Raw genomic sequence first — 23,034 nt, forward strand, 5'->3', positions numbered from 1 at the left:
ACATGGCTGAACCATCAATGCCGGATTTGCGTGATCTGGATTCCGCACAGGTGAAAAAGCTCCTGTCGCTGGCGAGAGACCGCGGTCGAACTGCCGGCAAGAATGCAATCTCCTCGATTCCGGCGGTGCCGCGCGGCGGGCCGCTGGAATTGTCTTTTGCACAGCAGCGGCTTTGGTTGCTGGCGCAGGTCGATGGCGCCAACGCCAACTATCACATTCGCGGCGCTTTGCGCCTCGCGGGTGATCTCGACGTCGATGCATGGCGTCGCAGCCTTGACCGGTTGTTTGCGCGTCACGAAGCGCTGCGCAGTGTCTTCCGCGTGGTCGAAGGAAAGCCTTGCGTTGAATCGCTGCCGGCCGATGCGCACCTGCCGGTGCTCGAACATGATTTGCGGCAAAGCCTGAATGCCGAACAGGAACTCGCGCGCTTGTGCCGCGAGGAGGTCGATACGCCGTTTGATCTCGCCGCAGGACCATTGATCCGCGGACGCCTGATACGGACAGCGGAGAAGAAGTATCTGTTCCTGCTCACCCAGCATCACATCATATCTGACGGCTGGTCGATGGGCGTGCTCGTGCGCGAACTGGGCGCGCTTTACCGAGCCTTCACGGCGGGCCAAAATGATCCGTTGCCGCCGCTGGCAATTCAGTATCCGGACTACGCTGCCTGGCAACGGCAGTGGCTGACGGGCGAGCGGTTGCAGCGGCAGGTCGACTATTGGCGGCAGGCGCTCGCGGGCGCTGCCGCGGTGCTCGAATTGCCGACAGACCGGCCCCGCCCGCCGGTCAGGTCTCTCGCCGGCGCGTCATTGCCGATCGAGATCGACGCCGAGCTTGCGCATCGCATCAGGATATTCAGCCAGTCGCACCGCGCGACGGCATTCATGACGGTGCTGGCGGCCTGGGCGGCGGTGTTGTCAAAACTTTCCGGGCAGACCGATCTCGTGATCGGCACGCCGACGGCAAACCGCAACAGGCGCGAAATCGAGGGCCTGGTCGGCTTCTTCGTCAACATGCTGGCGCTCCGCGTCGATTTATCGGGAGAGCCTGATGTGGCGGAGTTGCTCAGCCGCGTGCGCGCTGCGGCGCTCGAAGCTCAGGATCATCAGGATCTGCCGTTCGAGCAACTCGTCGAGATCATTCAACCGCCGCGGCGGCTAGAGCATACGCCGGTCTTTCAGGTCGTGTTCGCCTGGCAGAACAACGAGGCGGCAATCGTTGAGCTACCAGGCCTCAAGGCCGAGATAGCCGATATTCCGCTGCAGCAGGTCAAGTTTGATCTCGAGCTCAATCTGGGGGAGGCGGATGGCCGAATCGTCGGCGCCTTGAACTATGCAACGGCACTGTTCGACGAAGCGACGATCAAGCGTTACCGAGACTATCTGCTCGTCTTGCTGCGGGTCATGGTCATCGACGCGGATCAAATCGTCGATCAAATCGATATTGTCGGCCAAGAGGAACGCAAGCTCGTTCTGGATACATGGAACGAAACTGCTGCGCCGTTCCCATCGGAGCGCTGCATCCACGAACTGTTCGCAGAGCAAGTCCGAACCGCCCCCGAAGCCACAGCGCTGGTTCACGAGGACGTTCGTCTGAGCTATGGCGAGCTTGATGCGAAGGCCAATCGGCTCGCGCGGCACCTGATCGCTTTGGGCGTCGGTCCAGATCAGCCGGTCGCGATCTGCCTGGAGCGCGGCATCGCCATGGTCGTCAGCCTGCTGGCCGTGCTGAAGGCGGGCGGCGCCTATCTGCCGCTGGATCCGGCCTATCCTGCGGAGCGGCTGCGGCAGATCGTGGAGGATGCAAGCCCGGGATTGTTGATCGTTGACGATGCCGGACGCGCAATCTTCGCGGATGCGGCGTGCAAGGTTGTCGATTTGGAGGCGAGCGCATCCACCGTCGCCAGTCTGGCGGCATCAGATCCAGGCGGCCTTGTCACGGGACTTACGTCACGGCATCTCGCCTACATCATCTACACGTCCGGCTCGACCGGGCGGCCAAAGGGGGTGATGGTCGAGCATCGCGGCCTGGTAAATCTGGCGCTGGCGCAGCGAGCGCTGTTTGACGTTTCCCGGCGCAGCCGCATCGTGCAGTTTGCCTCGTTCAGCTTCGATGCCAGCACCTGGGAAATTGTCATGGCGCTGTGCTCGGGGGCCGAGCTGTTTCTCGTCGGTCCGCGACAGCATCGCAATACGTCGGAACTGCTCGATTTTCTCTCGGACAACGCCATTACGCACGCGACCTTGCCGCCGGCCATGCTGCAGGGGCGCGATGATCTCGGCAGGCTGGCGTCGCTGCGGGTGCTCGTCCTCGCCGGAGAAATGCCCAAGGCGGAATTGATCAGGGGTGTGCCGCCTGGCGTCGCCGTCTTCAATGGCTACGGGCCGACGGAAACAACGGTCTGCGCTACCAGTTGGTTGCGCCCGGCGGGCTTCGATGGCGACGTCGTCCCGATCGGTCGCCCGCTTCCCAATACGCGAATCTATCTGCTTGATAGCTTCGGCGCGCCCGTTCCGCTCGGTGCGACCGGCGAAATCTACATCGGTGGGGCAGGGGTCGCTCGCGGCTATCTCAGTCGCGCCGATCTGACGGCGGAGCGCTTTGTGCGCGATCCCTTCAGTAGCGATACTGGCGCGCGGATGTATCGCAGCGGCGATCTCGGACGTTACCTGCCGGATGGCAACATCGCGTTCCTCGGCCGCAACGATCATCAGGTAAAAATCCGCGGCTTCCGCATTGAATTGGGCGAGATCGAGTTTCGCCTTAATGAGCACACCGGCGTGACCGACGCGGTGGTGCTGGTCCGTCAGGATCACAGCGGTGATCCGCGCCTGGTCGCCTATGTGGCCGCGAAGGACGATGGCCTGAAGCTCGATGCCGGTGAATTTGCGGCTGTGATGCGCAATCACCTCCGTGAACGTTTGCCGGACTACATGGTGCCGTCGGCGTTCGTACGCCTGGAGGCACTGCCGCTGACGCCGAACGGCAAGGTCGACCGCAAGGCGCTGCCCGCGCCGGAGGATGATGCCTTTGCAAGGCGCAGTTTCGAGCCGCCGCAGGGGGAGATCGAGGAGGTCGTCGCAAGGATCTGGACCGAGCTGCTCGGCGTCGATCGGATCGGACGCAACGATCACTTCTTTGAGCTGGGAGGCCACTCGCTGCTCGCGGTCCGCATGCTGGAACGCTTGCAGCGGCATTCGCTGAGCGCCGATGTGCGCGTGCTGTTCGCCAATCCCGTGCTCGCCGATTTCGCCGCCAGCCTCAGTGGCGGCGTCGGCGCGGCTGTTCCGGCCAATCTGATCACGCCGCAGACGACGGCGATTACGCCTGAGCTGCTGCCGTTGATCGCGTTGAAGCAATCCGACATCGACAGCATCGTGGCCAACGTGCCCGGCGGCATCGCCAACATCCAGGACATCTACGGCCTGTCACCGCTACAGGATGGCATCCTGTTTCACCATCTGCTGTCGAAGCAGGGCGACCCGTATCTGCTGGTCGGCCAGATGGCGTTCGCAAGCCGCGACCTGATCGACCGTTATCTCGCCGCCGTTCAGCAGGTCATCGACCGGCACGATATTCTCCGCACGTCCATTGCATGGGAGGGGCTATCAGCTCCGGCGCAGGTGGTTTGGCGGCGCGCTTCTGTAGTCATCACCGAGGTCGTGCTGGACCGCGAGAGCCCGGCGCATGAGCAGCTTGCGCGGCGTTTCGATCCGCGCCGCCATCGGATCGATCTTGGCCAGGCGCCGCTGTTGCGATTTGCGGTCGCGCGCGATCCCGGCGAGGAGCGCTGGCTGCTTTTGGTGTTGCTGCATCATATGATCGGCGATCACTCCACTCTGGAAGTGATGCACGAGGAAGTGCAGCAAATATTGTCCGGACGCGGTCATGAGCTTCCGGCTCCCTATCCGTTCCGGAATCTGGTGGCGCAGTCGCGAGGATCGGCAGCTATTGCGGAGCACGAGCGCTTCTTCCGAAGCATGCTGTCTGATATCGATGAGCCGACCACGCCGTTTGGACTGGATCGCGTGCATGGCGACGGTGGCGGCGTGGCGGAAACGCGGCGAACGCTTCCGGAGCAGCTCAATGCACGGCTCCGCGCTCTGGCACGGCGGCTGGGGGTTAGCCTTGCCAGCCTCTGCCATCTCGCATGGGGTCAGGTAGTGGCGCGAAGCAGCGCGCGTGAGCACGTCGTGTTCGGCACGGTTCTGTTCGGCCGAATGCATGCGGGCGCCGGCGGCGACCGCACCATGGGGCTGTTCATCAATACATTGCCGCTGCGGCTTGATCTCGATGACACCGCGGTTGAAGACAGCGTTCGTCATGCTCACGCAAGGTTGGCCGAGCTGATGGCACATGAACATGCCTCGCTGGCGCTCGCGCAGCGATGCAGCGGTGTCGCCGCCCCCGCGCCCCTGTTCAGTTCGATCCTGAATTACCGGCACAACGCCATGCCGGAGGCTTCGTCCACGGGGCGGGGCGGCGCAGGCCTGAAGGGCATCGAGTGGCTCGGCGGCGAAGAGCGTACGAACTATCCCTTGATGATGGCGGTCGAGGATTATGGTCAGGCGCTCGGCTTGACCGCTCAAGTCGTCCATCCGCTCTCGGCCGATCGCATCTGCGCCTTGATGCAGCAGGCGCTCGATCAGATGGCGGAGGTGCTGGAGCGCGCGCCTCGCTCTCCGGTGCGGCAACTGGATGTTCTGCCTGACGAAGAGCGTCAGCTTTTGCTGGAGACGTGGAATCGGACGCAGGCACAATATCCACGGGACCGCTCGTTTATCGAACAGTTCGAGGCGCAGGTCGATCAATCTCCGGACGCTGTTGCCCTGGTGTTTGGCGATAAGGAGCTGAGTTATCGCGCGTTGAACGTGCGCGCCAATCGGCTGGCGCGGCGGCTGCGTGATCGCGGCGTCGGAACCGACGCGGTGGTGGGGCTGGCGCTGGAGCGCGGCGTCGAGATCATGGTCGCGCTGCTCGCGGTATTGAAGGCGGGCGGGGCCTATCTGCCGCTCGATCCGGACTATCCGGCGGAGCGGCTGGCGCACATGCTGCGCGACAGCGGTGCGGCGCTGGTGCTGACGCAACGGGCGCTGCTGGATCAGTTTGCGCCGGTGCTGGAGGAGACCGGCGCCGAGGCGTGGCTGCTCGACGAGAAGCAGCACGAAGATGGCGAGGGCGGTGACGGCGGCAATCTTGATGTCGTGGTCCACCCCGAAAGCCTGGCTTATGTGATCTACACCTCGGGCTCGACCGGCCTGCCTAAGGGCGTGATGGTCCGCCATGATGCGGTGACAAACTTTCTGGCGACGATGGCGGATCGGCCGGGCCTTACGCGCGAGGATCGCGTGCTCGGCCTGACCTCACTGTCGTTCGACATCGCGGTGCTGGAACTGTGGCTGCCGCTCACGCGCGGAGCATGCGTGGTGCTGGCCGATCGCGCCGCCGCGCATGATCCCTCGCGCCTCAAGGCGATAGTGGCGAAGCACGGCGTCACGATGATCCAGGCGACGCCCTCGACCTGGCGGATGCTGCTTGATCATGACGGCCCATCACTGCCCCCAAGCTGCCGCGTGCTGTGCGGCGGCGAGGCCTTGCCGCCGGATCTGGCGCGGCGGCTGGTGGCGCGGGCCGGCGAGGTCTGGAACCTGTACGGCCCGACCGAGACCACGGTGTGGTCGGCCCGCCACCGCCTCGATGCCAAGGACGATCGTCCGGTGCTGGGCGGCCCGATCGGCAACACCACGTTGCACATCCTCGACAACGACCTCAACCTGGCGCCGGTTGGCGTTGCGGGCGAGCTCTATATCGGCGGCGCGGGCCTGGCGCGCGGCTACTGGCAGCGCGGCGCGCTGACGGCGGAGCGCTTCATCCCCGATCCGTTCGGCCCGCCAGACGCGCGGCTCTACCGCACCGGCGACGTGGCGCGGTGGCGCGCCGACGGCGTGATCGAATATATCGGCCGCGCCGACCACCAGGTGAAGATCCGCGGTTTTCGGATCGAACTCGGCGAGATCGAGGCGCGGCTGTTGGCGCAGGCTGGCGTGCGCTCGGCGGTGGTGGTGGCGCGCGAGGTCGGCGCTACCCGCCAGCTCGTCGGCTATGTCAGCGGCGCGGCGTCGTTGGACGGGACAGCTCTCAAGACCGCGCTGTCGTCGCTGCTGCCGGACTACATGGTGCCGGCGCGGATCGTGGTGCTGGACCGGCTGCCGCTGACGCCGAACGGCAAGATCGACCGCAAGGCGCTGCCCGCCCCGGACCAGCTCGCTACATCAACCGAGCATGTGGCACCGCGCACGCCGGTGGAAGCGGCGCTCGCCGCGATCTGGGCCGATCTGCTGCGCCAGCCCAATATCGGCGTCACCGACAATTTCTTCGAGTTCGGCGGCGACTCTCTCACCGCCGTCCAGCTCGTCAGCCGCATCAAGCGCGATCTCGGTCACGACCTGCCGCTGAACCGCCTGTTTGAAATGACGACCATCGAGACGATGGCTGCTGCGCTTGCCCCGGAGATTCAGGTCGACAAGCGCAGCGACGACATCGCCGCGATGCTCGACATGTTGAAGGAAGTCGAGCTTTCCGATGAATGATATCGCCGCCACGCAGAAGCAGCAGCTTCGTGACATCTCACGACGCTTGATGCGCCTTGATGCCAGCAAGCAACTAACGTTCCTGACGCAGCTCGCGGCGAAGGGCGTCAATCTCGCCATGCTGCCGATTGCGCGTCAGGAGAAAACGCGGGCACCGCTTTCCTTTGCGCAATCGCGCCTCTGGTTCTTGTGGCGGATGGATCCGGATAGCGCCGCCTACAACATATCGGCGACGGTACGGGTGCGAGGGCAGCTCCAGCGGCACGCCCTGCAGCAGGCCTTCGATGCGCTGGTCGCCCGTCACAGCGCGCTTCGTACGGTGTTCCGGCAGCAGGGCAAGGAAGCCGAGCAGGTCGTGCTCGACCCGCAACCGTTCGCGTTGCGGCATGTATCGCTCGATGGCGATGACAGCGAGCAACAGGCGTATCTGCTGGCGCGGCAGGAAGGATCGCTGCCGTTCGATCTCGAAGCCGGCCCGCTGATGCGCGCCGCGCTGCTGAGGCTGGAACAAGACGACCATCTCCTTGTCGTCAGCCTGCATCACATCGTGGCCGATGGCTGGTCGATGGGCGTGCTGGTCGACGAGTTCTGGCGCTTGTACGCGGCATTCGCAGGCGGCGAGGCGCCGGCTTTGCCGGAGCCTGATATTGAATATGTCGACTATGCCTGTTGGCAGCGGCTCTGGATGAGCGCCGTCGATGGCGAGCGCCAGGTCAATTACTGGACGGCGCGCTTAAAGGATCCGGCGGTGCTGCAGCTTCCAATCGATCGGGCGCGGCCGGCGGTTCCCGATCTCGCCGGCGCCGCGCTCCGCATGGCGCTCGATCCGGCGCTCGCCGAGGGCTTGCGCGCGGTGGCGCGCCGGCATCAGACCACGCTGTTCGTCGTCCTGCTGGCGAGCTTCAAACTGCTGCTCTATCGCTACACCGGCCAGTCCGACATCAGCGTCGGCGTGCCGGTCGCCAATCGCCACCGCGACGAGACGCATGGCGTGATCGGGCTGTTCGTCAACACCCAGGTGCTACGCACGCAGCTCGATGGTCGCGCGACGATCGCTGACTTCATCGCATCCGTTCATTCGGCCACGATCGAAGCCCAGGAGAACCAGGACCTTCCGTTCGAGCGGTTGCTGGAAATCCTGCAACCCAAGCGCAGCCTGAGCCAGAACCCACTCTTTCAGGTGCTCTACAATCATCAGCGTCGGCGCGTGTCGGACAATCCGCCCGACCGCACCGGTCTGCAGATCGAGAAGATCGACGCCGAAGTCGACACGGTCAAGTTCGACCTGGCGCTCGACAGCGAAGAGGGACCGGCAGGGGAGATCCGCGCGATCTTTACCTATGCGACCGCGCTATTCGAGCCGGCGACGATCGAACGCCTTGCGTCGTATTGGATCACGATCCTGAACACGATGGTTCAGGACGGCGCGCAGTCGGTCGCCGGCATGGCGCTGCTTTCCGCGCAGGAACTGGCCACGCTGCGCAAGTGGAACGGCGCGGGAGCCGGGATGGACGCGCCGTTTACGCCGGTGCATCAAACGGTCGCGCGGCTGGCCGCGGAAACGCCCGACGCGCCGGCGCTCATCTTTGGCGACGACGTGATCTCTTATGCTGAGCTCAACCGTCGCGCCAATCGGCTCGCGCATCGCCTGATCCGCCTGGGCGTCAGTCCTGCCGATCTGGTCGGCATCTCGGCACGGCGGTCGCCGTCGCTTGTTGCAGCCTTGCTGGCTATATTGAAGATCGGCGCGGCCTATCTGCCGCTCGATCCCGAGCATCCGGCAAAGCGACAGGTCGGAACCATGCACGACGCCGGCGTGCGCTTCGTGCTGGTTGACGCCGAAGGTTCGGCACTCGCTGCGCTTCCATCAGGGATCGCGGCTGTCCCGCTCGACGCAAGCGATCTCGGCCGGGAGCCGGAGAACGATCCTAGCATTGCCGTCGAAGCAACAAGCCTTGCCTATGTCATCTACACCTCGGGCTCCACCGGCATCCCGAAGGGAGTAGCCGTCGAGCATGGGCCGTTTGCGATGCATTGCGAGGTGACCGCCGGGCTCTACGACATGGACCGGCACTCGCGCGAACTGCACTTCCTGTCCTTTACGTTCGACGGCGCCCATGAACGGCTCTGGACGGCGCTGACCTGCGGCGCAGCGCTCGTCATGCGCGACGAGAATCTGTGGTCGGCCGAACAGACGCTCGACGTGCTGCGCCAGCAGCGCGTTACCAATGCGGGCTTTCCGCCGGCCTATTTGCAGCAGCTCGCCGACTTTGCGGCGTGGCGCGGCGATCCGCCGCCGGTCGGGCTTTACTCGTTCGGCGGCGAGGCCATGCCGAAGGCAGGCTTCGACAAGGTCAAGCGCGCGCTCAAGCCGCGAACATTGATCAACGGCTACGGCCCGACCGAAACCGTCGTGACGCCGCTGGTCTGGAAGGTCGATGCCAGCGAAGAGATCGAGGGCAACTATGCGCCCATCGGCCGTCCCGTGGGACGCCGCTCGGCTTATATTCTGGATGGGGACCTGAACATCGTGCCGGTTGGCGTAACCGGCGAATTGTTCATCGGCGGCGAGGGACTGGCGCGAGGTTATTGGCGGCGCGCCGGATTGACGGCCGAGAGATTCGTCCCCGATCCCTTTGATGCGCCCGGCGCGCGGCTGTATCGCACCGGCGATTTGGCGAGATGGCGCCCCGATGGCGTGATCGAGTATGTCGGGCGCTCCGATCACCAGGTGAAAATCCGCGGGTTCCGGATCGAGCTCGGCGAGATCGAGGCGTGGCTGATGCGGCAGCCGGGCGTGCGATCGGCGGTGGTCGTCGCGCGCGAAGCCGGCGTAACCAGCCAGCTGGTCGGCTATGTCGCCGGCGAGGGCGCGTTCGACGAAGCAACAATGCGCGCGGCCCTTTCGGACGAACTACCCGATTACATGGTGCCGGCCCGTATCGTGAAGCTTGAGCGGCTGCCGCTCACCGCGCACGGCAAGGTGGACCGCGGAGCGCTGCCGGCGCCCGAGATGCCCTCTGCAACGGCCGCACATGTCGCGCCGCGCACCGCGACCGAGGCGACACTTGCCGCGATCTGGGCCGAGCTGCTTGGCCAGCCGCTCATTGGGGTTGACGACAATTTCTTCGAGCTCGGCGGCGATTCCATCATCTCGCTGCAACTGGTCGGCCGCGCCCGGCGGGCAGGCCTCGTGATCGAACCGCGTGACGTTTTCCGGCACCAGACCTTGCAGGAGCTGGCGCGGGCCGCGCGCATTGAACGGTCGGTGGAAGCGGCGGCTCCCGAGAGAGACCTCGAGGGCAGCGAACATCTGCTGTTGCCGATCCAGGCGCGATTCTTCAGCGAGGATGCCGGCGAGCGTCATCACTGGAATCAGGCCGTCCTGTTGATGCCGAAGGCGCGGCTGGATTGGACGAGCGTTGAGCGCGCGGTCGCCGCCGTTGTCGCGCATCACGATGCGTTGCGTCTTCGTTTTGCGGAGATCGACGGTGTCTGGCGCGCAACCCACGGCGCCGCGCCGGCAGCGTCGGAGTTGTTGTGGATTCGGAGCGGCATCCGCGATGCAGCCGAGGTGACGGCCGTCGCTTCTGCCGCCCAGGTGAGCCTGTCGCTGGCAGGACCGCTGTTGCGCGTGGTCGGCATGGATCTCGCCGACGGTAGCCAGCGGCTTCTCATCGTCGTGCACCATCTCGTCATCGACGGCGTATCATGGCGCGTGCTGCTCGAAGACTTTGCTGCGGCTTACGGGCAGTTTCAGCAAGGCGCAGCGTCGATCGCGCTGGCGAGGAGCCAGTCCTATGCATCCTGGGGCGTGCGCTTGCAGGCACATAGCGGCACCGAAGAGCTGTCTGCCGAGTTGCCCTATTGGCTCGAACGGGGATCGCGCGCCGATCTGCCGTGCGACGACGATCATGATGGTGTCGACCGGGTTGCCGAGGGCGAGGAAATCCTGCTGGCATTCGATGCCGGGTTGACGACGCGGCTGCTCAAGGAAGCGCCGTCCGCCTACCGGACTCAGGTCAACGATCTGCTGCTGGCGACACTGGCGCGGGCGGTATCGCGCTGGAGTGGAATTGAGGACGTTGCCGTCGAGCTCGAAGGGCACGGCCGCGAGGACATCTTCTCCGGGGTGGATATTTCCCGCACAGTCGGCTGGTTCACGACCGCTTTCCCGGTGCGCTTGCCGGGCGGCTCCGGCGATGATGCTTCCCTGATCAAATCCGTTAAAGAGGAGCTTCGGGCGATTCCCGCCCGCGGGTTAGGCTTCGGCGTATTGCGCTATCTCGGCACCGAGGCGCAGCGCCATGCGCTTGCCGCGCTGCTCGAGCCGCGCATCGTTTTCAACTATCTCGGCCAGTTCGATTCCAGCGTGGGTGAGGGCACACCGTTCAGGATCGCTCCTGAGAGCGCCGGGCCGTCGCGCAGCGACAGCGCGCCGCTTGGCCGCTGGCTGAGCATCAACGGCCAGGTGCGGGAAGGCCAGCTACGGCTGTCGTTCAGCTACGGCCGCAGGCGTTACGGGCGAGCCACGATCGAACGCCTCGCGGAGCATTATGCCGCGGCGCTGAGAGAACTCGTCGACCATTGCACAAGTGGCGCCCACGGCATCACGCCATCGGACTTCGCATTGTCGAATTTGAGCCAAGCCGATCTCGATCTCCTGGGCGCGACGATCGATTGCCGCGATATCGAAGACGTCTATCCGCTGTCGCCGATGCAGCAGGGCATGCTTTTCCATGCGCTGCGCGACGGAGAAAGTGGCAATTACGTCAACCAGGTAGGTCTCGAGGTGCGAGGTCTCGATGCCGGCAGGTTGCGTGCAGCCTGGCACGAGGTGGGCGCGCGTCATGCGGTGCTGCGAACCGGCTTTGCCTGGCGCGAGCTGTCAGGCGCGGCACAGCAGGTGGTATATCGCCATGTGACGCTGCCATTCGCGGAAGAAGACTGGCGCGAGCAGGCCGCAGCCATGGACTGCGGCGAACTCGATGCGGCGCTGGCGAAGGCGTCGCAGGCCGAGCGCGCTAGGGGATTCGACCTGTCGCAGGCGCCGTTGCAGCGCGTGCGCCTGATCCGGCTTGACGAAAGCCGTCACTGGCTGATCTGGACGCATCATCATATCCTGCTGGACGGCTGGAGTTCGGCGCGGCTGGTGGCCGAGATACTGCAACATGAACGCGGCGATCGTTTACCTGCCGTGCAGGGCCGCTACCGCGACTACATCGCCTGGCTGCAACGGCAGGACCGCGACGCGTCCGGGACGTTCTGGCGCACGGCATTGGCGGAACTGGATGAGCCGGGTTTCCTGGCGGATACGCTGGGAGGACCTGCATCCACCGGCGCGTCCGGCCATGGTTCGCTCGACCTGCTTCTCACTGCCGATCTGACGGCAAAGCTGCACGCATTTTCAAAGCGCGAGCGCGTTACGCTGAACACCCTGTTGCAGGGCGCATGGGCGCAATTGTTGCGCCGTCATACCGGCCAGCGCGTGGTCTGCTTCGGTGCGACGGTATCGGGCAGGCCGGCAGAGATCGGCGGGTCCGAGGACATGGTGGGCCTGTTCATCAACACCCTGCCGGTTGTGGATCGGGCAAAGCCGCAAACTGATTTGGGTACGTGGCTGCGGGATCTGCAGGAACGCAACATCGATTTGCGCGATCACGGCTGGATGCCGCTCTACGAGATCCAGCGCCTCGCCGGACGATCCGGTCGGCCATTGTTCGACAATATCCTGGTGTTCGAGAACTATCCGATCGACCAGGCCTTGCGCGGCGAGAACGAAAGCGGTCGCCGCTTCGGGCGGGTCGAGCAGGTCTCGATTACCAACTATGCGCTGACGGTGGCGGTATTCGCCAAGGCCGACGGGGTCAATCTCGGCTTCCGCTACGACCGCAGCCGGTTCGATGAAGACCAGATCAGATATCTGCAGCTCACGCTGTCGCGGCTCCTTGCCGAGATCGTCGCGGATGCTTCCCGACCGCTGGGTGAACTCAGCGGGCTCGATGCCGATGAGACGCGGAAGGTGCTCGGCTGGAGCGGTGGCTTTGCCAAGGCGCCGAATGTTGGCGACAGTATCGTTGCTCAGATCGAGGCTCGGGCGGCTGCTTCGCCATCCGCGATTGCGTTGGTATTTGGCGACCAGCAGGTCAGTTATGAGGAGCTGAACGCTCGCGCCAATCGTCTGGCGCGACGGTTGCAAGGCCACGGCATCGGCCGCGACCGGTTGGTCGGGCTCGCACTGGAGCGCAGCGTCGAACTGATCGTCGGTGTTCTCGCCGTGCTGAAAGCCGGCGGAGCCTATCTGCCGCTCGATCCCGATTATCCGCCGGACCGTCTTCTGCATATGCTGCGCGACAGCGGAGCTGCGCTGGTGCTGACGCAAGGCCGGTTAGCGGAGCGCCTTGCGCCGGTGATCGCGGACGCTGCCGTCGAGGCCTGGCTTATCGATGAAGAGACCGGGGGGCCGATCGGAGAGCCGGTCCGCAATCTCGACGTAGCGCTCCATGCCGACAGCCTGGCCTATGTGATGTACACGTCGGGATCGACTGGCATCCCCAAGGGCGTCGCGTGCTCGCACGGTGCGCTGGCCGCGCGGCTTGGCTGGATGCAGGCGGAGTATCGCCTCGATGCCGGCGAGACGTTGCTGCAGAAGACGCCGTTCAGCTTCGACGTCTCGGTCTGGGAGATCCTGTGGCCGCTCGCAACCGGCGCACGGCTTGCGATCGCAGCGCCGGGAGCGCATCGGGAGCCGCGGCTGCTGGTCGATGCCATCGTCGCTCACGACGTGACGACGTTGCATTTCGTGCCGCAGATGCTCGAGCATTTTGTTGCCGAGCCCGAAGCGAAACGCTGCGTCACCCTGAGGCGGCTGTTTGCCGGCGGCGAAGCCTTGTCGTCAGAGTTGAAGGCGCGTGTGCTCGCAGCCTTCCCCAATGTGCGCTTCGATAATCGCTACGGTCCGACCGAAGCCTTGATCAATGCCACGTTCTGGAACTGTCGTGACGATGGCGCGGCGCGGGTGCCGATCGGACGGCCGATCCCGGGTACGGTCATTCGTATCCTCGATACCGACCTGAACATGGTGCCGGCCGGCGTGACCGGTGAACTGTTCATTGGTGGAGCAGGGCTGGCGCGGGGCTACTGGCGACGTCAGGCGCTGACGGCGGAACGCTTCCTTCCCGATCCCTTTGGTGGCCCTAGCGCGCTGCTATATCGAACGGGTGATTTGGCGCGTTGGCGCGCCGATGGCGCGATCGAGTATATCGGGCGGTCCGATCACCAGATCAAGATCCGCGGATTCCGCATCGAGCTTGGAGAGATCGAGACACGGCTGCTCGAGCAGCCCAGTGTCCGCGCTGCGGTGGTGGTGGCGCGCGAGGCTGGACTAGGCCGCCAGCTCATCGGATACGTCAGTGGCGCGAGTGAACTGGAGGAACAGGTTTTGCGGACGGCGCTGTCGGCCGTTCTGCCTGATTACATGGTGCCATCGCGGATTGTGGTGCTGGAGCGGCTGCCGCTGGCGCCGAACGGCAAGATCGACCGCCAGGCGCTCCCGGCGCCCGACGTTGAGTCCACGGGTGCGCAGTACGAGGCGCCGCGTACGCCGGCCGAACTGGCGCTTGCGGCGATCTGGGCCGAACTGCTCGGCCGTCCTGCTGTCGGCCTTGCCGACAATTTCTTCGAGCTCGGCGGCGATTCGATCATCTCGCTGCAGATGGTAAGCCGGGCCCGCCGCGCCGGTTACCTGATCGAACCGCGCGACGTGTTTCAGCATCAAACGCTCGAAGCGCTGGCGCTGGCTGCACGTGCCGAGCAACGCAGCGAAGCGCTCGCCGATCAGGGGCAGGTCACTGGCCCGCATTCGTTGCTGCCGATCCAGGCGCGGTTCTTTGCGGAGAACGCAGGAAAGCGCGATCACTGGAACCAGGCGGTGCTGCTGCGGCCGAGGGATCGTCTCGATTGGGAAATGATGCGGCGCGCGATGGCAGCCGTGATCGACCATCATGACGCGCTGCGGCTTCGCTTCGAGGAAGCCGAAGGGACGTGGCGCGCGGCGCATGGTGCCACACCCGCCGCCGGCGATTTACTTTGGATACGAAGCGCGGCCGACGGGGAAGCCGTGACGGCGTTGGCAGGATCAGTGCAGGCAAGTCTTTCGATATCGAGGGGACCGCTGCTGCGGGCGGTCGGGATCGACGTCGCCGATGGCACTCAGCGTTTTCTGATCGTGATCCATCATCTGGTGGTCGACGGCGTGTCGTGGCGGGTTCTGCTGGAAGACGTCGCCGCCGCCTATGCCCAGCTAGTGAACGGCGCCGCCGCGGTTGCGCTTCCGCCGAAGAGCCACGCCTATGCCGTGTGGGGCAAGCGGCTGCAAGATCATGCAGCATCGCCCGAACTGGCGACTGAATTGTCCTATTGGATCGATCGCCGTGCGAATGCGGATATTCCTTGCGACGACGATCACGGCGGCAGCGACTATGTCGCCGATGCCGATGAAGTCTTGCTCACGTTCGAGCGGGAATTGACGCAGCGCCTGCTGACGGACACGCCGTCCGCCTATCGTACGCAGATCAACGATCTTCTTCTCGCCGGCCTTGCACGCGCTGTCCGGCAATGGAGCGGACAGGACGATGTGCTGGTCGAGCTGGAAGGCCACGGCCGCGAGGACCTGTTCGGCGATCTCGATATCTCGCGCACCGTCGGCTGGTTCACCACCGCGTTTCCCGTGCGGCTGGCTGGCGGGTCACAGGACCCCTCGTCACTCATCAAGACCGTGAAGGAGGAACTTCGCGGCATTCCCGGCCGGGGACTCGGTTATGGCGTATTGCGCTATCTCGGCTCCGAAGAGCAGCGCGCGGCGCTGGCTGACATTGCCGAGCCGAAGCTTGCCTTCAACTATCTCGGCCAGATCGACGGCGGCGTTGAAGACGCGGCATTGTTCGCCATGGCATCGGAGAGCGCGGGCCCCTCGCGTGACGCATCGAGCCCGTTGCGGCGCTGGCTCAGCGTGAACGGCACCGTGCGCGAAGGCCAGTTGCGGCTTTCGTTCGGCTTCGGTCGCAAGCGCTATCGGCGCGAGACGATCGAGCGACTGGCTGGGCTGTACGAAGCGGCGCTGCGCGAACTGGTCGATCACTGCACCAGCGGCGCCTGCGGCGTGACGCCGTCGGACGTGGCACTGTCAGGACTTGGCCAGGCCGATCTCGACAGGCTGGAGTTGGATTGGCGAGAGATCGAGGACATCTATCCGTTGTCGCCGATGCAGCAGGGCATGCTGTTCCATGCCATGCACGACGGCGAGAGTGGGCTTTACGTCAATCAGGTCGCTGCGGAAGTGCGCGGCCTCGATGCCGGAAAGCTCCATCGCGCCTGGCAGGCGGTCAGCGATCGCCATGCGGTGCTGAGAACGGGCTTCGTCTGGCGCGACCTGGCAGGCTCGCCGCAACAGATCGTCTATCGTCGGGCTGAGGTGCCGTTCGTCGAGGAGGACTGGCGCGCGCGAGCCGCGGCGTCCGAGCCGTCCCAGTTGGAGGCTGCGCTGGGCGAAGTTTCGCTGCGTGAACGGGTCGAAGGGTTCGACCTGTCGAAGCCGCCCCTGCAGCGGGTGCGGTTGATCCGGCTCGGAGAAAATCGTCATTGGCTGATCTGGACGCACCATCACATCCTTCTCGACGGATGGAGCTCGGCGCGGCTGATCGCCGAGGTGATGCAGCACAATGGCGACGGCCGGCTGCCTGCATTGCAGCGTCGCTATCGCGACTACATCGGTTGGCTGCAGAGCCGGGACGGCGATGCATCGGCGGCGTTCTGGCGCAATGCCATGGCAAAGCTGGAAGAACCGAGCTTCCTGGCAGGTGGTCCGACCGAACATGCAGATGCGGAGTCGCCCGGTCACGGCATGCTCACGCTGGAGCTGGATGTTGCGGCGACTGAACGTCTGCAGCAATTTGCTGCGCGCGAGCGTGTGACGCTGAACACGCTCGTGCAAGCGGCTTGGGCGCAACTGCTACGGCAATATACGGGGCAGGGAACGGTTTGCTTCGGCGTCACCGTATCAGGCAGGCCGCCGGAATTGGCCGGCGCAGAGGATATGGTGGGCCTGTTCATCAACACCTTGCCTGTTATCGACGATGTCGGTCCGCAGCAGAAAGTCGGCGCATGGCTGCGCGAGTTGCAGGATCGCAATCTGACCTTGCGCGAATACGGCTGGACGCCGCTCTACGAGATCCAGCGCCTGGCGGGACGTCCTGGGCGGCCGCTGTTCGACAGCATCCTGGTGTTTGAGAATTACCCGGTCGACCACGCGCTGATAGGGAAAGATGGACAGATCCGTGTCGGCGAGACCAGGATCGTCGAGACCAGCAACTATCCGCTGTTCGCCAGTGTCGGCATCGATGACCGGTTGCGGCTGGTCTTCAACTATCAGCGCAGGCATTTTGATGAGGCGCAGATCGCGCGGCTGCAGTGCGCTTTTGTGCAGTTGATGGACGCGTTGAGTATCGATGCCGATCGGCCCGTCGGCATGATCGCGGCCAGCGATCCGGCCGATGATGCGCTGCTCTCCCGGGCGAACGACACGCGCCGCGATGAGCCGCGCCGGGGAATTGTCGAGCAATTCGAGGCACTGGTCGATCAATCTCCTGATGCGGTGGCCCTGGTGTTTGGCGATAAGGAGCTGAGTTATCGCGTGTTGAACGTGCGCGCCAATCGGCTGGCGCGCCGGCTGCGCGATCGCGGCGTCGGAACTGACGCGGTGGTGGGGCTGGCGCTGGAGCGCGGCGTTGAGATGATGGTCGCGCTGCTGGCGGTGCTGAAGGCGGGCGGGGCCTATCTGCCACTCGATCCGGATTACCCGGCGGAACGGCTGGCGCACATGCTGCGCGATAGCGGCGCGGCGCTGGTGCTGACGCAACGGACGCTGCTTGAGCAGTTTGCGCCCGTGCTGAAGGAGACCGGCGCCGAGGCGTGGCTGCTCGACGAGCAGCAGGACGGAGATGGCGAGAGCGGTGATGCGGCGAACCTCGACGTCGCGGTCCATCCCGAGAACCTCGCTTATGTGATCTTCACTTCCGGCTCGACCGGCCTGCCCAAGGGCGTGATGGTCCGCCATGATGCGGTGATAAACTTTTTGGCAACCATGGCGGAGCAGCCGGGCATAACGGCCCAGGATCGCGTGCTCGGCCTGACCTCGCTGTCGTTCGACATCGCGGTGCTGGAACTGTGGCTGCCGCTGACGCTCGGGGCATGCGTGGTGCTGGCCGATCGCGCCGCCGCGCATGATCCCTCGCGCCTCAAGTCGATAGTAGCGAAGCACGGCGTCACGATGATCCAGGCGACGCCCTCGACCTGGCGGATGCTGCTTGATCATGACGGCCCATCACTGCCCCCAAGCTGCCGCGTGCTGTGCGGCGGCGAGGCCTTGCCGCCGGATCTGGCGCGGCGGCTGGTGGCGCGGGCCGGCGAGGTCTGGAACCTGTACGGCCCGACCGAGACCACGGTGTGGTCGGCCCGCCACCGCCTCGATGCCAAGGACGATCGTCCGGTGCTGGGCGGCCCGATCGGCAACACCACGTTGCACATCCTCGACAACGACCTCAACCTGGCGCCGGTTGGCGTTGCGGGCGAGCTCTATATCGGCGGCGCGGGCCTGGCGCGCGGCTACTGGCAGCGCGGCGCGCTGACGGCGGAGCGCTTCATCCCCGATCCGTTCGGCCCGCCAGACGCGCGGCTCTACCGCACCGGCGACGTGGCGCGGTGGCGCGCCGACGGCGTGATCGAATATATCGGCCGCGCCGACCACCAGGTGAAGATCCGCGGTTTTCGGATCGAACTCGGCGAGATCGAGGCGCGGCTGTTGGCGCAGGCTGGCGTGCGCTCGGCGGTGGTGGTGGCGCGCGAGGTCGGCGCTACCCGCCAGCTCGTCGGCTATGTCAGCGGCGCGGCGTCGTTGGACGGGACAGCTCTCAAGACCGCGCTGTCGTCGCTGCTGCCGGACTACATGGTGCCGGCGCGGATCGTGGTGCTGGACCGGCTGCCGCTGACGCCGAACGGCAAGATCGACCGCAAGGCGCTGCCCGCCCCGGACCAGCTCGCGACATCAACCGAGCATGTGGCACCGCGCACGCCGGTGGAAGCGGCGCTTGCCGCGATCTGGGCCGATCTGCTCAAACAGCCTAACGTCGGCGTCACCGACAATTTTTTTGAGCTCGGCGGCGACTCGATCATCTCGCTGCAGATGGTGAGCCGCGCGCGCCGCGAAGGCGTATCGATCGAGCCGCGCGATGTCTTCCGGCACCAGACGATCGAAGCATTGGCCGCGTTGTCCCGCGACGTCAGCCCGAACAATGACACTCCGGCATCGGCGCGCGGCTCACTTTCGGGTTTGACCAGCGAACAGCTCGATCGGCTCGATCTCGACCGGAGCCGCATCGAGGACATCTACCCGCTGTCGCCGATGCAGCAGGGCATGCTATTCCACAGCCTGCGCGATGCCGGCAGCGGCGTCTACGTCAACCAGGTCAGCGTTGAAATCCGCGGACTTGATGCGGAGCGTCTCGACCCAGCATGGCGCGAGGTGACCACACGCCATCAGATGCTCCGGACCGGATTCCTGTGGCGCGAGCTTGCCGGATCTCCGCTGCAAGCCGTCTATCGCGAGGCCGTCGCGCCGTTCGAACAGGAAGACTGGCGCGGACAAGCCATCAATGAGGACCGGATTGCGGCGGCGCTTGCCGGCGAACGCGCCGCCGAGTTCGATCTTTCGACGCCGCCGCTGCAGCGCGTGCGGCTGCTGCGCCTCGAAGACGATCTCTACCGCCTGATCTGGACCTATCATCACATCCTGATGGATGGGTGGAGTTCGGCAAGGTTCGTCGGGGAAGTTCTGGAATGCTATTATGGCGGCGCGCCCGCGGCGAACCCGACGCGTTACCGCGACTACATCGCCTGGCTGCTGGCGCAGGACGCCAAGGCTGCCGAAGCTTTCTGGCGTGAACAGCTCAAATCGTTCGACGAGCCGACGCAACTGGCGGACGCTTTCGGCGCCCGCCGTCACCAGCCATCCGGCCACGAGCGCTGCTACACGCGGCTTGGAGAGACGGCGACCGCGGAGCTGAAAGCGTTCGCGCGGCGTGAACGGATCACGCTCAATACCGTCGTTCAAGGCATCTGGGCGTTGCTGCTGCAACGCTACACCGGCCAGCAGACCGTGACGTTTGGCGTTACGGTCGCCGGCCGGCCAGCCAGTCTCGACGGATCGCAGCAGATGCTCGGGCTCTTCATCAACACGCTGCCCGTGATCGAAACGCCGCCGTCCGCGAGCACGGTGGGAGAATGGCTGCGCGCGCTTCAGGATCGCAATTCGGCGATCCGGGATTACGAGCATACGCCGCTCTACGATATCCAGAGCTGGGCCGGCCGCGCCGGTCAGGCGATGTTCGACAGCATCATCGTGTTCGAAAACTATCCGATCGAACGCAGCATGCACGAGGGCGGCGGCTCGCTGCAGTTCGGCGGCCTCAGGAACGTCGACGTGACGAACTATCCGATGGACCTGTCGGTACTCGTCGAGGACACGCTTCAGGTCGAGTACACCTATATGCCGAGCCATTTCACCGCGGCACAGGCGGGGCAGATCAAGGCGCAGTTCGAGCGTCTGCTTGAAGTGCTGACGTGCGACGCGTCGGCGTTGCTCGGCAATATCGATCCGGTCACGGCGGTCGACGCCGCGCTCGCCGAAAACTGCAATCGCCACGCGACGTCGGCGGCCGAATTGCCGCTGGTTCACGAGTCGATCAGCGCCCACGCGCGGCGTCATCCGGAACGGACAGCGCTTACCATCGGCGGCAGAACGCTCTCATTTGGGGCGATCGATACCAGGGCCAACCGTCTTGCCCATCACCTGATCGGCCGCGGGTTGAAGCCTGAGCAGCGCGTTGGCGTCGTGGTCGAGCGAACCGAGGCTACGATGGTCGCGCTGCTGGCCGTACTGAAGGCGGGCGGGGCCTACGTTCCGCTCGATCCGGAGATTCCGGCCGAGCGGCGCGCCTTTGTCATGCGCGATGCCGGGATCTCGTTCCTGCTGACGGGACAGCTCGATGTCCGGGAAGGCATCGAGGGTGTCGAGAGAGTCTCCCTTGCGACGTTCGATTTCGATGCCGGCCGGGAGCATGCGCCGCAACCGGAGCTGCATCCCGAGAATCTCGCTTATCTGATCTACACGTCCGGTTCGACGGGAACGCCAAAAGGCGTCGCCGTCGCCCATGGGCCGCTCGCGATGCACTGTCATGTCACGGGCCGGCTTTACGAGATCGACGAGAGCTCGTGCGAGTTGCACTTCCTGTCGCTTGCCTTCGATGGTGCCCACGAACGCTGGCTGACGGTCTTGTCGCATGGCGCGCGTCTCTTGATGCGGGACGCCGAATTGTGGACGCCGGAGCAGACGGTTGAGAACCTGCACGCGCATCGTGTCAGCCATATCGGATTGCCGCCGGCCTATCTGCAGCAGGTCGCGGAGGCGGTCGAGCAGGCGGGCAATCCGCCGCCGGTCAAGCTCTACTCATTCGGTGGCGAGGCGATGCCGAAAGCTGGCTTCGACAAGGTCAGGCGCGTTCTGAAGCCGCGGATTCTGATCAATGGCTACGGCCCGACCGAGACCGTCGTTACGCCACTGGTCTGGAAGGTCGATGGCGCATCCGAATGCGAGACGCCGTATGCGCCGATAGGGGTGCCGGTCGGCGACCGCCGCGGGTACATCCTCGATAGTTCGCTCAATATCATTCCCGCCGGTGTCGCCGGTGAGCTTTATCTAGGCGGCTTCGGACTGGCGCGCGGCTATTACGGCAAGGCCGGCATGACTGCCGAGCGTTTCGTGCCCGATCCATTCTCTGCGGTGCCAGGCGGGCGGCTATACCGGACCGGTGACCTCGCGCGCTGGCGCGAGGACGGTACCGTCGAATATCTCGGCCGCAGCGACGATCAGGTCAAGGTCAACGGCTTCCGGATCGAGCTTGGAGAGATCCAGACCTCCCTGCTTCGTCACGAGGAGATCGAACAGGCCGCCGTGGTGGCGCCAGCGGGCGCAGCCGGAAACCAACTCGTCGCCTATGTCGCGCCGAAGGCGGCAAAGAACGCAGCGGGAGATGCTGCCGAGGCTCTGGTCGATAGATTGACCTCGTTCCTGAAGCAGACCTTGCCTGTTTATATGGTGCCGCCGCGGATCATGGTGCTTGAGCGGCTGCCGGTGTTGTCGAGCGGCAAGGTTGACCGGCGCGCGCTGCCGGCCCCCGACTCGGCTGGGCGAAGCTTCGTGGCTCCGCAAGGGCCGGCCGAAACCGCGATGGCGCGGCTGTGGGCCGACATCCTCAAGCTGCCGCAGGTCGGCGTCACCGATAATTTCTTCGAGCTCGGCGGCAATTCGATTCTCAGCCTCAAGGTCGTGGCCCGGCTGCGGCAGGACAAGACGTTTGGCCTCGAGATCAAGCTGCGCGATCTCCTGCAGAAGCCGACGATCCGCGCGCTGCTCGCGGATAACGTTTCCCCGGCGCCCGCCGCTGCGCCGCCGACAGCGCTGCTTCCGCTGAATGCCGCGGTTGATGGCGTGCATCCGGTATTCTCTGTGCATGGCGGCTTCGGCACTGTTTTCGATTATGGGCCGCTGGCGCGCCGCCTCGAAGGACGCCGGCAGGTGATCGGGCTGCAGTCCAGGATGCTGGTTGACAGCTCGTGGAGCGATCGGTCGCTCGAAGCGATGGCGGCGGATTATGCGAACGAGATCAGGCGGGTTCAGCCAAACGGTCCCTATAGTTTGATCGGCTGGTCGCTCGGAGGCCTACTCGTCACGCTTGTTGCAGCCGAACTCGAACGGTGCGGTGAACTTGTCGACTGTCTCCTGATGGTCGACAGCTTTGTGCTGCGGCAACACGGCGGATCGGAGCGGCAGGCAGCGGCAGCCCACTGGGCCGATGATCTCGCGGGATTGCTGTCGGCCGTTCTTCCGCACGCGGCAGCCGTTCGTATCAGCTTGCATGTGGAGGAGGCGAAGGCCGCAGGCATGCCGGAGACATCCGAGAGCGTCCGACGTCTGGTCGCACAGATATTGGGGGAGGAAGCATCGACGGACGACACACTGCTGCTTGGTGTCGACGACCTGTCAGCAGCCTTCGCAGTCGGCCGGCACCTCAAGTCCCTGACGCAGAATGCCGCGCCGCCGCGCCGTCTTGCGGTCAAGCCATTGTGCTGGTGGACGTCGGGCCACCTGACGCAGCGCGATCGGCTGGAGACGCAACTGCCTGACGCCATTGACCGCGGCGTTGTCGGAGACAACCACTTCACGATCCTCAAAGATGCCGGCTTGCTCGATGAGATCTGCGGCCTGCTCGTGCCGGAGACGGCATCGGCGGCGTCGCAGGACACGGTGCCGGAACCTGCGGAGTGAATATTC

Annotated in this window: 2 protein-coding genes; both read left to right on the forward strand. The window is 65.0% G+C overall.

Translation table 11 applies throughout. The features are described 5' to 3' along the window. Positions 1-2: 2 nt before the first annotated feature. Positions 3-6,590 (forward strand): amino acid adenylation domain-containing protein, encoded by a 6,588-nt coding sequence (locus V1278_RS12900; protein WP_334380985.1) that lies wholly within the window; start codon positions 3-5, stop codon positions 6,588-6,590. After that, a complete protein-coding gene (locus V1278_RS12905) occupies positions 6,583-23,028 on the forward strand; it encodes a non-ribosomal peptide synthase/polyketide synthase (protein WP_334380986.1) in 16,446 nt (5,481 codons plus the stop codon). The genes V1278_RS12900 and V1278_RS12905 overlap by 8 nt, the downstream gene beginning before the upstream one ends. Positions 23,029-23,034 lie beyond the last annotated feature (6 nt).

Source organism: Bradyrhizobium sp. AZCC 1577 (assembly GCF_036924575.1).
In the GTDB taxonomy this organism is placed as follows: Bacteria; Pseudomonadota; Alphaproteobacteria; order Rhizobiales; family Xanthobacteraceae; genus Bradyrhizobium.